We start from the raw sequence: 11,506 nt of genomic DNA, 5'->3' as shown, positions 1-11,506 counted from the left end.
TCGAGGGTGGGGCCACCTCAAGCCATCACTCGGGCTCCAAGTGGGGCCAACTCAGGCTGGCACACTCAGCACCGGTCGCTGGGGCGCGCGTCGGCGGGCGGGGTTCGGTTCTGTCGCGGGTGATGCCATGTGGGGATCGTGCGGCGCACGGGGTGGCCGCCGTGGCGCATCGGGCTCATCAGGCGGCGAACGGTATGGCGACGAACTGTTCGATGGCGTAGGGATGGACCGGTGGACGACGGTTGGTTCGACGCCGACCCCGCGGCCATGCCGCTCGCGCGGCTGCTGACCTGGACGGGTGCCGCACTGGCGCAGGCCCACCGGCGCGCGGTCGGCGAGCACGGGCTGACATCGACGGGCCTCGGCCTGCTCGGCGTGCTGGCCGGTGCGGACGGCATGTCTCACCGCGACGCCTGCGGCCGGCTCGGGGTCACACCGGCGACGTTGACGCCGGTCGTCGACGCCCTCGAGCGCGACGGGGCGGTCGTGCGGGTGCGCGACGTCGCCGATCGCCGCATCGTGCGGTTGGCGATCACGGCACCCGGCCGCGAACGCCTGCACGCGGTGCACGCCGAGGTCGCAGCGACGCTGTACCGGCTCCTGCCGACACCCGCACCCGAGCAGGCCGCGGTCGTGCGCGATTACCTGCACGCGGTGCTGGCGGCACTTCCACCGGGTGCGGGGGAAGGATGAACCCGTGAGCAGCCTGCGCGCACTCCTGATGGACTACGGCGGCGTGCTGAGCGACACCCCGGAGCTCGCCGGGCTGGTGACACGTGCCAGAGCGGCCGGAATCGCCACGGCGCTCGTCTCGGACGCCCACGCCGTGCCGGACCGGATCGCGGCGCTGTTCGACGTGGTCGTGCTGGGTCCGGCGTTGGGTGCACGCAAACCGGATCCGGAGGTGTTCCGCCGCACGGCGGCGGCGCTGGGCGTCACGGCGGCGGAGTGCGTGGTCGTGGACGACCAGCCGGGAAACCTGCGAGGTGCGCGAGCCGCGGGGGCGGTCACCGTGCGACACCACGACCAGGAGACCACCGTGTTCGAGGTGGAGGTCCTGCTCGCGCTGCCGCCACGATGACCGCCCCCGCGGGTCGTGACAACGCCCTACTGCGGAGGGGGCGGGGGCTGCTCGCCCTCCGGCGCCGGCGGCGGCGGGGTCTGCGTGGTGTCCCCACCGCCGGTCATGCCCTTGGCCTTCCCCGTCAGGCCGTCGATCTGGTCCTCGTGACCGGCGAACCTGCCCTTTGCCATCTCGCCGGCCTTGTCGAGCCCCTGGTCGACCTTGTCGTCGTGCTGGTTCAGCAGCTCTTTTGCCTTGTCCAAGAAACTCATACCGGCACCATGGACCCTTCACGGGGCGTTCGCAGGGCGGGGGCTCACCCGTTCGGGCGAATGCGGACGTGCGAAAGGCGTAGCTCGTCGACGCTGGTGAGCCCGATGAGCTGCAGCGTCCTGGTGATCTCGCCCGCGAGGATCGTGACCGCCTTCACCACGCCGGCGCGCCCACCGGCCATCAGCCCGTAGAGGTAGGCGCGGCCGATCAGGGCCGCGTCGGCGCCGAGCGCGATCGCGGCCAGCACGTCGGCACCGTTGGTGATACCGGTGTCGACCAGCACTTCAGCGCGATCCCCGAGGGCTTCCCGGACGGGTTGGATCAGCTCCAGCGGCACCGGCGCGCGGTCGAGCTGGCGGCCGCCGTGGTTGGACAGCAGCACCGCGTCGGCGCCCGCCTCCACCACGCGGCGGGCATCGGCGACGCTCTGGATGCCCTTGATCACGAGCTTGCCGTCCCAGGCTCCGCGCAACCACTCGACGTCGGCGATGGTCAGCGCCGGGTCGAAGACGCGGTTGATCAGGTCCGAGACGGCGCCCCCTGAGGAGGCGAGGCTGGAGAACGTCAGCGGCTCGGTGGTGAGCATGTTGAACCACCAGTGCGGGTGCAGCGCACCGTCGACGAACGTCTTGAGCGAGAGGGCAGGCGGGATCGCGAGCCCGTTGCGGACGTCGCGCAGCCGGGCACCACCCACCGGGGTGTCGACGGTGAGCATCAGGGTGTCGTAGCCGGCCGCGGCGGCCCGTTGGACCAGGTCCTTGCCGTAGGCGCGGTCGCGCCACAGGTAGAGCTGGAACCAGCGGCGTGCCCCCGGAGCGGCCGCCGCGACGTCCTCGATCGTGGTGGTGCCCATCGTCGAGAGGGTGAACGGGATGCCGACCTGCTCGGCGACGGAGGCGACCGCACGCTCGCCCTCGTGGTGCATCATCCGCGTGAAGCCGGTGGGGCCGAACGCGAACGGCAGCGCCGAGCGCTTGCCGAGGATGGTGCGGCCGACGTCGGCCGTCGAGACGTCGTTGAGCACGCTCGGGGTGAACTCGACCCGCGCGAACGCCGCGCGCGCCCGGTTCAGCGAGATCTCCCCGTCCGCCGCACCGTCGGTGTAGTCGAACACGGCACGCGGGGTGCGCCTGCGTGCGATCGCCCGCAGGTCGCCGATGCTCGCGGCCCGGCTGAGCCTGCGCTCGTCGCCGTTCACGATGAAGGGTGCCGGCCGCAGCAGCGGTCGGAGCTCGGACCAGCGGGGCATCCTGCGCTCAACCATGGGCCGAGCTTAGATCCGTCGAGAACGTACCTGCTGTGATCAACAGGCCCTGTGGATCACGGCGACGACGTTCTCGACGGGGTCTGGTGGCGCCAGCGGGCCAGCTCGAACGCCGCAACCGCCCCGGCACTCGCCACCCCCAGCGACTCGACGCCGCCGTACATCGGGATCGCGAGGATGCCGTCGAGGGTGGGGCGCAGCGACGCCGTGAGCCCGTCGGTCTCGTTCCCGAGCACCAGCGCGACCCGGTCGGGCAGCTCCGCGTCGAGCAGCGAGTCGCCACCGGCGTCGAGCCCGAAGAGGGTGAACCCGGCTTCCTTGAGCGCGACGCACCCGTCCTCGACCGTGGCCGAGCGCAGCACCGGAGCCCGGAACGCCACCCCCGCCGATGCCTTGATCATGAGGGGGTCGATCGCGGGCAGCCCGCGCCGCGGCAGCAGCACCCCGTCCAGTCCGGCGGCGGTGGCGCTGCGCAGGATCATGCCGACGTTGGACGGGTTGGTGAGGCGGTCGAGCACCAGTACCGAGGCGGGGGAGTCGCCCAGCCCGTCGAGGAACTCGGCGATCGGTGCCATCCGTGGCGCGACGACATCGGCGAGTACGCCCTGGTCGTGACGTCCGTTGCCGGCCAGCACCTTCACCCGGTGCGGCGTGGCCCACTGCACCTCGACGTGACGGCGGCGGGCGGCGTCGAGGATCGCGCGCACCGGCTCGCCGCGCTGCCCGTCGGCGAGGATCACCTTGTCGACGTGCAGGCCGTCGTCGGCGAGGGCCTCCAGCACGGGCTTGCGTCCGTAGACGGTGATGAAGGTGTCCTTCGGCGATCGGCCCTCTGCCATGCCCCCAGCCTAGGCCGCACCTCCTGAGCCATTCAGCCCGCTGCGCGGCGCCCGGGCGGCGTCTGGTGGCGTTGTCGTCGGCGCCGATACAACAGCGGTATCGGCGCCTCCTCCGCCTTGCCAGACGCCGCCTGGATCACCGCTCGCCGGGCATGGGCCCAGGAGGCACGGCCTAGGATTGCCCCATGCCACCCCGGCTCTCCGCCCTCGATGCCTCGTTCCTGTACCTGGAGCAGCCGACCACACCCATGCACGTCGGGGCCGTGTCACTGTTCCGGCGCCCGAAGGCCGGGTTCGACTACGACCGGCTCGTGGAGCTCATCGAACAGCGCATCGCGATGGTGCCGCGCTACCGGCAGAAGGTGCGCCACGTCCCCGGCAACCTCGCGCGCCCGGTCTGGGTCGACGACACCGACTTCGACGTGGCCTACCACGTGCGGCGCTCGGCGCTGCCCAAACCGGGCTCCGACGAGCAGCTGACCGAGCTGGTGGCCCGGCTGATGTCGCGCCCGCTCGACCACACCCGCCCGCTGTGGGAGATGTACCTGGTGGAGGGCCTCGAAGGTGGCCGGACGGCGGTGCTCACCAAGACCCACCAGGCGATGGTCGACGGCATCAGCGCGATCGACATCGGCCAGGTGATCCTGGACGTCTCCGCCGAGCCGCGGAAGCTGCCCGAGCAGCTGTGGATGCCCCGCCCGGAGCCGACCGACGCGCAGCTCGTGTTCGACGCGGTGGCCGAGGCCGTCGCGCGGCCCGGCGTGGTCGTCGACAACGTCCGTTCCGCCGCGGGCGATGCCGTGGCCACGCTCGGCAAGCTCGCCGACGCCGGGGCGCACCTGTTCTCGATGGCCCGCACGGCGAGCAGGCGCGCGCCGGGCACGCCGCTCAACGTGGCGATCTCCACGCAGCGCCGGTTCGCGGTGGCCCGCACCCAGCTCGAGGACTACCGCAAGATCCGCGCCGTCTACGGGTGCAGCGTCAACGACGTGGTGCTCAGCGTCGTGACCGGAGCCCTGCGCAGCTGGCTGCTCTCGCGTGGTGAGCCCGTCACGTCGTCGGCGTCGGTGCGGGCGATGGTGCCGCTGTCGGTGCGGGGCGAGGCCGACGTGCCCAGCTCGGCGACGTCCGGGTCGCTGGGCAACCGGGTCTCGTCGTTCCTGGTCGACCTGCCGGTGGGGGAGCCGAGCCCGAAGGTGCGGCTGCACCACGTCACGCACGCGATGCGCGAGCACACCGCGGGCGGCCAGTCGGTGGGGGCCGACACCCTGGTCCGTGTCGGCGGGTTCGCACCCCCTACCCTGCACGCCTTGGGTGCGCGCGCCGCGAGCGGATTCTCCAAGCGGATCTTCAACCTGGTGGTGACCAACGTGCCCGGCCCCCAGTTCCCGCTCTACGCCGCCGGAGCGCGCATGCTGGAGATGTTCCCGGTGGTGCCACTGGCCAAGGGCCAGGCGCTCGCCATCGGGCTCACGTCCTACGACGGCGGCGTCTACTACGGCTTCAACGGTGATCGTGATGCGATGGCCGACGTCGATGTTCTCGCCGGAATGGTCGACGAGTCGCTCGACGAGCTGCTCGCGACGGTCAGCTGAGGAGCGGCAAGTGCGCGTGTATGTCCCGGCCACCTGGCCCATGCTGCGATCGATGATCAAGACCGGGTTGCTGGAGCCGATCGGCGGCACGGCCTTCTCGCTGACGCCGCGGTTCCGCGAGGCCTACACCAGCGGCGACGAGGAAGAGCTCGAGTACGCGGCGATGAACGAGGCGGCCAGGGCGTCGCTGCGCCTGCTCGCCGTCGAGTTCGGGCTCGGTGAGGACACCACGCCGGCCAGGCGGGTGGTGGTGGCCGCCGACCTCGACGACGTCACACTGCGCCCCGACCTCGACGACGCCGCCGTCCGGATCGCCGGCCCGGTGCCGCTGGAGAAGGTGGCCGCCGTGCACGTCGACAACGAGGAGGCGGAGTACGTGGTCCGTCAGGCCGCCGCTGCCGTCGACGCCGCCGACATGGGCGACCTGGACGCCGAGTTCCACGTCGGTGAGGCCGAGGACCACGAGCTCGCCTGGTACGACCCGTCCGAGGTGGCGTTCCTCGTCGAGCTGCGCTGAGCGGTCGGTCCGGAACCGCAGCATGGTGGCCATCCCAGCGTTGAGTCGCAGGATGGCCACCATGCTGCGATCCGGGGGCCGCGGGTGAGCGGGATCGAGGAACGGGTGCGCGCCGGGCTCGCCGCCGTCTCCGCCGTGGGCTCCCGGCAGGGCCTGCCCGTGGACGACCTGCAGGTGCTCTCGGCCCGCGGCAACCTCATCGTCTGGCTGGCGCCCTGGTCGATGGCCGACGAGCGGCTCGCCGCACTGCTCACCCGAGACGGCTCAGCGCCGGTCGCGCCGATCCCGGCGGTCGCGCCGGTCCCGGTCCCGGTCAGCACGCCCGTCGCGCCGGTCGTCATCGTCGTCGCGACCCACACCGCCGCCGTAGACGAGCGCACCCATGGCGGGGATCAACAGCCACCACCACCAACCGCCCACCGTCAGGAACAGCGCCAGCGCCACGAACGGTGACACCGCGACGAGGCGCGGCCCCCAACCCTCGATGAAGCTCGCCGCGCGGTTCGCCACGGCCCCGCTGCCGGTGCTGTCCGGCACGGCAGGCGCGGCTCCGGCCGTACTCACGACCGGCAGCGGCGTGGAGATCCCGGGCAGCACGGGGTGCGGCGCGGGCAGGTCGGTGAACAGCTCGGCGAGCTCGCTGGCGACCGTGGCGTTCGCCGCGACCGCCGAGCGGTCGGCGTACTCCTCGACGCCGAGGCGCCCCTCCGCGAGGTGCTCGTCGAGGGCCTTCATCGCGGCGGTCCGTTCGGTCGTTCCGATGCGCAGCGGCTGGTCCCCGGAGGTCATGCCGGCATGCTGCCACCCCGGTCCGGGCGGCAGCTACCTGACCTGCGCGACCGGCGGTGCCTCGATCTCGACGGGTCGGCCCCAGTCGCGGTAGCTCCCGGTGATGGCCAGCACGCCGATGCCCGGAACGTCCTGGTGCACCTCGCTGCGGACCGGCCGGAAGCTGCTGTCCACCCACAGCGTCGACGTCACCCGCAGCAGCCCGCCGCGCACCTGCTGCTCCAGCTGGGCCCGGACGGCCGGGTCGGGCTCGGCGCGCGCAGCGCGGGCGAGGTCCACGACGATCGTGTACCGCACGGTCGGGACGCCGTCGGTGGTGTCGTCGGCGGCGTCGGAGACGAGGGTGGCATCGACGTAGCGCGACAGCGACCGCATCGGGTCGGCGCTGTCGGTGACCGCTGCCGCCTCCGACCGCAGCTGCCGGGACTCCGTATCGGTGCCCTGCGGATCGACTCGCACCCACGGCGTGGCGTGCGACTCTCCCGCGGCGGGCGGGAGCCGCAGGTAGGTGGCGCCGGGCAGCACCACGAAGCCCGTCTCCTGCGGCGGCGAGCCGGGCTGCGTCACGGTCTGGGTGAACCGGACCGAGACCGCGCCGGCCACCACCCGCATCTCCCCGGCACCGGTGAAGGTCAGGGTCGAGGCGCCGCTGAGGGTCCCGTCCAGGCTCAGGCGCGCCGTGCCGTCGGCGCGCTGCCGATCGGTGACCGCGGCCACCAGCTCGTGCGCGTCGTAGAGGAACGTGACACCGGGGTGCTGGCTCGCGGCGTCGGCCTCGGTGCAGCCGGTGAGCAACGAGATCGCCACGAGGACCACGGCGAGCAGGGTCCACGGCGCCTGCGAGCCGCCGGACTCAGCCACGGCCGGACCACGCTGCGTCAAGGTCGCCGCATCCGATGTCAATGCCTCCACCCGGCACGTCACCCGGTCGCCGGACGCGGCCACGCTAGCGGACGATCACTGGAGGGCGACGAGCACCCGCCGTAGCGCAGCGAGCCGCCCTGGTCGCAGCAATCCCTGCTCCACCCGGGTGTCGAGCGCGCACTCCGGATCAGCGGGCGGGCCGAGGTGGCCGCAGCCGCGCGGGCAGTCCTCGATCGCGGCGGCGAGGTCGTCGAAGGCCGCCGGGATGTCGTCGGGTGTGACGTGGGCGAGCCCGAACGAGCGCACCCCCGGCGTGTCCACGACCCAGCCGGGGCTGCCGTCGGGGGCCAGTGGCAGTGGCAGCGCGATCGCCGCGACGGTGGTGTGGCGGCCCTTGCCGACGGCCGACACCACGCCGACGGCGAGGGCCGCGTCCGGGACGAGCTTGTTGACCAGCGTCGACTTGCCGACCCCGGAATGCCCCACGAGGGCCGACACCCGCCCGGCGAGCAGCTGCGCGAGTTCCGTCGGCGGCTGGTCGCGGCGGGTGACGATCACCGGCAGGTCGAGCTCGCGGTACGGGGCCGCGAACGGCTCGGGATCGGCGAGATCGGCCTTGGTCAGGCAGAGCACCGGCTTCAGCCCGCCCGCGTACGCGGCGACCAGGCAGCGGTCGACGAAACCGGTGCGAGGCTCGGGATCGGCCACCGCCGTGACGATGATCAGCAGTTCGGCGTTGGCGACGACGATCCGCTCGAACGGGTCGTCGTCATCAGCGGTGCGCCGCAGCACCGTGGCCCGCTTCTCGACCCGGACGATGCGGGCCAGCGTGTCGACGGCCCCGGTGAGATCTCCGACCAGCCCCACCCGGTCGCCGACGACGATCGGCGTGCGCCCCAGCTCGCGGGCGCGCATCGCAGTCACCGGCGGACGTGTGGAGTCGCCCTCGGGTGCGCACGTCCAGCGGCCACGGTCGACGACGGTGACCATGCCCTCCGCCGCGTCGGCGTGGTCCGGTCGGCGCTTGGTGCGCGGGCGCGCGCCGCGGCGCCCCGGCCGGATCCGGACGTCGGACTCGTCGTACTCCCGGGGGCTCAGAGCAGCGCCGCCCAGCGCGCGGGGAAATCGGGGATCGTCTTGTCCGTGCAGCCGATGTCGTCGATGAGCACGCCCGGCACGACCAGCCCGATGATCGCGCCCGCCGTGGCGAGCCGGTGGTCGGCGTAGGCGCCCCAGCAGCGGTCCGAGCGTCCGGTCAGCGGGACGGGCCGGATCTCCATGCCGTCGGGTGTCTCGTTGACATCGCCGCCGAGAGCCGCGATCTCCGTGACGAGCGCGGCGAGCCGGTCGGTCTCGTGGCCCCGGATGTGGGCGACGCCGCGGATGCGCGACGGGCCCGTGGCGAGCGCGGCGACGGCCGCGACGGTGGGGGTGAGCTCGCTGGCGTCATGCAGGTCGACGTCGACGCCGGTGAGCGACTGCGGGCCGCGCACCGTCATGCCGTCGGGGCCCGGTTCCACGGTGCACCCGGCCTGCGCGAGTACGGACAGGATCTCCGCGCCCGGCTGCGTGGCGTCGGCGGGCCAGCCCGCGACCGTGACGCTGCCGCCGGTGACCGCGGCGGCGGCGAAGAACACCGAGGCGTTGGACAGGTCCGGCTCCACGGCCCAGTGGTGAGCCGCGATCGGGCCGGGCTCCACCCGCCAGGTGTTGGGCTCGCTGGTGTCGACGTCGACGCCCGCGGTGCGCAGCATCTCGACGGTCATCTCGATGTGGGGCAGCGACGGCACCGGCTTGCCGTCGTGGTGCACGGTGAGGCCTTTCTCGAACAGGGCTCCCGACAGCAGCAACCCGGACACGAACTGCGACGACGCCGACGCGTCGATGACCACGTCGCCGCCGGGGAGGCCGCCGGTGCCGTGCACGGTGAACGGCAGTGCGTCGCCGTCGATGTGGGCGCCGAGCGCGCGCAGCGCGTCGAGGACGGTACCCATCGGGCGCTCACGGGCGCGCGGGTCGCCGTCGAACGCGACCGGGCCCTGCGCCAGCGCTGCGGCGGGCGGGACGAAGCGCATCACGGTGCCGGCGAGGCCGCAGTCGACCGCGCCGCCGCCCCGGAAGCCGGTGTGGGCGGCGAACGCCACGTGCTCGCCCTCGACCTCGACCGGGACCCCGAGCGCACGCATCGCGCCGACCATCAGCGCGGTGTCGCGGGTGGCGGGGGCTCCGGACACGGACGCCGCACCACCGGAGAGTGCGGCGAGCAGGAGGGCGCGGTTGGTGACGGACTTGGATCCGGGCACGGCCACCCGGCCGCGGACCGGGCCGGATGCCACCGGGGCAGGCCATGGGGTGCTCACGGCGTCAATGATCCCCTATGCGCGTGGGGCATCGAACCCGCTACGGCGCTGACGGGCCGCTCAGCCCTTCGAGCAGCCTCGTGATGTGGGTCATTCCGGTGTGGAGCGTGGCGAAGCCGGTGCGGACCTCGCCCCTCACATCGGCGAACTCGGCGCGCACGTCGGCGAACCCGGCCCGCATCTCGGCCCGCAGCTCGCTGATCTCGCGGCCCTGTTCGAGCTGCGTCTCCCGCAGTGCGTTCAGCGTCTGGGTGTGCGCCCGCAGCTGGGCCCGCATGTCGGCCACATCGCGATCAGCGCCGCCGGCGAGGACTCTGGCGGCCGCAGCATCGCTGCTGACGTGGGCGATCTGCTCGCGCAGCTCCTGGATCTGCCGTTCCAGGACACGGATCCGCGACTCGTGATCGTCGGCGGGCTCGGCCATACGCCCATCGTAGGGCAGCTGGGACACCCCCACCGGCTTCCGGCCGAGTTGTCCACAGGCCGCGAGCGCGCAAGGTGCAAGATGGAAGGCATGTGCGGCCGATACGCCTCGATCAAGGCGCCCACCGACCTCGCCGACGAGTTCCGGGCCGTCGACGCCACCGAGGGCGCCGTCGCCGCCGACTACAACGTCGCGCCCACCAAGAACATCGTCGCCGTCGTCGAGCGCCATCCCCGCGACGCCGACGGCGAGCCCGACCTCGACACCGTCGAGCGCAGCCTGCGGGTGGTGCGGTGGGGGCTGGTGCCGTTCTGGGCGAAGGACCCCAAGTCGGGCGCGAAGATGATCAACGCCCGGTCCGAGTCGGCCGCCGAGAAGCCCGCGTTCCGCAGAGCCGTCAACTCCCGACGCTGCCTGATCCCGGCCGCAGGCTGGTACGAGTGGCAGCGCGGTCCTGATCACAAGCAGCCCTACTACACGCACTACAAGGACGGCAGCTCGCTCGCGATGGCGGGGTTGTGGGAGTTCTGGAAGCCCAAGGACGATCCCGACAACCTCTACCCCGACGGGCTCGTGACAGCGACGGTGCTCACCACCGCCGCGGTCGGTCCGCTGGCCCAGGTGCACGACCGCATGCCGCTGGTGCTGCCGCCGTCGGCGTGGGACGCGTGGCTCGACCCGGACGCCGGAGCCGGTGACGAGGCGATCGGCGCGCTGCTGGCCCCGCCTTCGGCGGACCTGGTGGCCACCCTCGAGCTGCGGCCGGTGTCGGCGCTGGTCAACAGCGTGCGCAACAACAGCCCGGAGCTGATCGCGGAGATGGCGCCCGACGACGTCGCCGAGCCGCTGCAGCTGGATCTGCTCGCCGGGCCCAACCCCGGATGAGCCCCGGGACGAGCACCGAACCGGTCGTCGAGGAGATCGACACCCCGCACGGCCCGGCCCGCATCACGCGCCGCGCAGCCGACGGCGCCGCCCGCGCGACCCTGCTGCTGGGTCACGGCGCAGGCGGGGGAGTCGGCGCTGCCGACCTGCTGGCCGCGGCAGGCGTCGCGGTGGCCGCCGGCGTCGACGTGGCACTCGTCGAGCAGCCCTACCGCGTCGCGGGCCGGCGCGCGCCGGCTCCAGCCGGGCAGCTCGACACGGCGTGGCTGGCCGTGGTCGAGCACGTCCGGGCGTCGTCGGAGCTGCCGCTGCTGTTCGGCGGCCGCAGCTCCGGGGCCCGGGTGGCCTGCCGCAACGCGACGGCGGGCGGCGCCGTGGGCGTGCTGTGCCTGGCGTTCCCGGTGCACCCACCGGGCAGGCCGGAGAAGGACCGCCTCGCCGAGCTCGCCGCACCGACCGTGCCGATACTCGTGGTGCAGGGCGTCGGCGACCCGTTCGGCGTGCCCGACCCGGTGCCGGGGCGCGAGGTGGTGCTGCTGCGTGGCGACCACTCGCTGAAGTCCGACATGCCCGGCCTGCGTGCCGCTGTGGCGAGCTGGCTGCGGCCGCTCGTCGGGAGCCACACCGGCTGAC

At 73.1% G+C, this 11,506-nt stretch carries 14 protein-coding genes; 6 read left to right on the top strand and 8 right to left on the bottom strand.

Annotated features, from left to right (window positions below; all coding sequences use genetic code 11):
* Window positions 1-231 precede the first annotated feature (231 nt).
* Both ACFPFQ_RS11305 and ACFPFQ_RS11300 read left to right on the top strand, forming a co-directional pair.
* Window positions 232-693, top strand: a complete 462-nt coding sequence (locus ACFPFQ_RS11305) for a MarR family winged helix-turn-helix transcriptional regulator (protein ID WP_379617602.1) — start codon at window positions 232-234, stop codon at window positions 691-693.
* Between the two features lie 4 nt (window positions 694-697).
* Complete coding sequence (locus ACFPFQ_RS11300) at window positions 698-1,081, top strand: HAD-IA family hydrolase (RefSeq protein WP_379617600.1); 384 nt, start codon at window positions 698-700, stop codon at window positions 1,079-1,081.
* A gap of 26 nt (window positions 1,082-1,107) precedes the next feature.
* Here the strand turns inward: ACFPFQ_RS11300 and ACFPFQ_RS11295 are convergent, their stop codons facing one another.
* The 3 genes from ACFPFQ_RS11295 to ACFPFQ_RS11285 are packed head-to-tail and all read right to left on the bottom strand — an operon-like array spanning window position 1,108 to window position 3,439.
* Window positions 1,108-1,335 (bottom strand): antitoxin, encoded by a 228-nt coding sequence (locus tag ACFPFQ_RS11295; RefSeq protein ID WP_379617598.1) that lies wholly within the window; start codon window positions 1,333-1,335, stop codon window positions 1,108-1,110.
* Between the two features lie 44 nt (window positions 1,336-1,379).
* Entirely contained in the window at window positions 1,380-2,600 is a 1,221-nt protein-coding gene (locus tag ACFPFQ_RS11290) for an alpha-hydroxy acid oxidase (RefSeq protein WP_379617596.1), read from the bottom strand.
* Window positions 2,601-2,656: 56 nt separating this feature from the next.
* Window positions 2,657-3,439 (bottom strand): TrmH family RNA methyltransferase, encoded by a 783-nt coding sequence (locus ACFPFQ_RS11285; RefSeq protein ID WP_379617594.1) that lies wholly within the window; start codon window positions 3,437-3,439, stop codon window positions 2,657-2,659.
* 185 nt (window positions 3,440-3,624) lie between these two features.
* Between ACFPFQ_RS11285 and ACFPFQ_RS11280 the strand changes: the two genes are divergently transcribed.
* Both ACFPFQ_RS11280 and ACFPFQ_RS11275 read left to right on the top strand, forming a co-directional pair.
* Entirely contained in the window at window positions 3,625-5,034 is a 1,410-nt protein-coding gene (locus ACFPFQ_RS11280) for a WS/DGAT/MGAT family O-acyltransferase (protein ID WP_379617592.1), read from the top strand.
* A gap of 10 nt (window positions 5,035-5,044) precedes the next feature.
* The gene (locus tag ACFPFQ_RS11275) at window positions 5,045-5,551 is read left to right on the top strand and encodes a DUF6912 family protein (protein WP_379617590.1); all 507 of its coding nucleotides are present in this window, start codon (window positions 5,045-5,047) and stop codon (window positions 5,549-5,551) included.
* 264 nt (window positions 5,552-5,815) lie between these two features.
* Here ACFPFQ_RS11275 and ACFPFQ_RS11270 read toward each other — a convergent pair whose 3' ends face one another.
* The 5 genes from ACFPFQ_RS11270 to ACFPFQ_RS11250 all read right to left on the bottom strand — a co-directional run bounded on the left by ACFPFQ_RS11270 (window position 5,816) and on the right by ACFPFQ_RS11250 (window position 9,988).
* Window positions 5,816-6,340 carry a DUF1707 SHOCT-like domain-containing protein gene (locus ACFPFQ_RS11270; RefSeq protein ID WP_379617588.1) on the bottom strand — a complete coding sequence of 175 codons (525 nt, stop codon included), beginning with the start codon at window positions 6,338-6,340 and terminating at the stop codon, window positions 5,816-5,818.
* A 33-nt stretch (window positions 6,341-6,373) separates the two neighbouring features.
* A complete protein-coding gene (locus tag ACFPFQ_RS11265) occupies window positions 6,374-7,201 on the bottom strand; it encodes a hypothetical protein (protein ID WP_379617586.1) in 828 nt (275 codons plus the stop codon).
* Window positions 7,202-7,297: 96 nt separating this feature from the next.
* On the bottom strand, window positions 7,298-8,128 hold the full coding sequence (rsgA, locus tag ACFPFQ_RS11260) for a ribosome small subunit-dependent GTPase A (protein ID WP_379617584.1): 831 nt from the start codon (window positions 8,126-8,128) through the stop codon (window positions 7,298-7,300).
* 170 nt (window positions 8,129-8,298) lie between these two features.
* The gene (aroA, locus tag ACFPFQ_RS11255; protein WP_379617582.1) at window positions 8,299-9,564 is read right to left on the bottom strand and encodes a 3-phosphoshikimate 1-carboxyvinyltransferase; all 1,266 of its coding nucleotides are present in this window, start codon (window positions 9,562-9,564) and stop codon (window positions 8,299-8,301) included.
* Window positions 9,565-9,604: 40 nt separating this feature from the next.
* Window positions 9,605-9,988 carry a hypothetical protein gene (locus ACFPFQ_RS11250; RefSeq protein ID WP_379617580.1) on the bottom strand — a complete coding sequence of 128 codons (384 nt, stop codon included), beginning with the start codon at window positions 9,986-9,988 and terminating at the stop codon, window positions 9,605-9,607.
* Between the two features lie 90 nt (window positions 9,989-10,078).
* Between ACFPFQ_RS11250 and ACFPFQ_RS11245 the strand changes: the two genes are divergently transcribed.
* Together ACFPFQ_RS11245 and ACFPFQ_RS11240 are read left to right on the top strand one after the other, a co-directional pair.
* Complete coding sequence (locus tag ACFPFQ_RS11245) at window positions 10,079-10,873, top strand: SOS response-associated peptidase (protein WP_379617578.1); 795 nt, start codon at window positions 10,079-10,081, stop codon at window positions 10,871-10,873.
* Window positions 10,870-11,505, top strand: coding sequence for an alpha/beta family hydrolase (locus tag ACFPFQ_RS11240; protein WP_379617576.1), 636 nt, complete (start codon window positions 10,870-10,872; stop codon window positions 11,503-11,505). Before ACFPFQ_RS11245 ends, ACFPFQ_RS11240 begins: the two co-directional genes overlap by 4 nt.
* Window position 11,506 lies beyond the last annotated feature (1 nt).

It is taken from the genome of Pseudonocardia sp. GCM10023141 (assembly GCF_042653605.1).
Note: the sequence above shows the minus strand (reverse complement) of the source record. Positions and strands in the feature narration are given on the sequence as shown.

What these genes read in the sequence shown, in the direction of transcription:
- ACFPFQ_RS11295 (WP_379617598.1), bottom strand. Translation starts at nt 1,335, where the DNA reads ATGAGTTTCTTGGACAAGGCAAAAGAGCTGCTGAACCAGCACGACGAC.
- ACFPFQ_RS11250 (WP_379617580.1), bottom strand. Translation starts at nt 9,988, where the DNA reads ATGGCCGAGCCCGCCGACGATCACGAGTCGCGGATCCGTGTCCTGGAA.
- ACFPFQ_RS11245 (WP_379617578.1), top strand. Translation starts at nt 10,079, where the DNA reads ATGTGCGGCCGATACGCCTCGATCAAGGCGCCCACCGACCTCGCCGAC.
- ACFPFQ_RS11270 (WP_379617588.1), bottom strand. Translation starts at nt 6,340, where the DNA reads ATGACCTCCGGGGACCAGCCGCTGCGCATCGGAACGACCGAACGGACC.
- ACFPFQ_RS11290 (WP_379617596.1), bottom strand. Translation starts at nt 2,600, where the DNA reads ATGGTTGAGCGCAGGATGCCCCGCTGGTCCGAGCTCCGACCGCTGCTG.
- ACFPFQ_RS11280 (WP_379617592.1), top strand. Translation starts at nt 3,625, where the DNA reads ATGCCACCCCGGCTCTCCGCCCTCGATGCCTCGTTCCTGTACCTGGAG.
- ACFPFQ_RS11285 (WP_379617594.1), bottom strand. Translation starts at nt 3,439, where the DNA reads ATGGCAGAGGGCCGATCGCCGAAGGACACCTTCATCACCGTCTACGGA.
- ACFPFQ_RS11240 (WP_379617576.1), top strand. Translation starts at nt 10,870, where the DNA reads ATGAGCCCCGGGACGAGCACCGAACCGGTCGTCGAGGAGATCGACACC.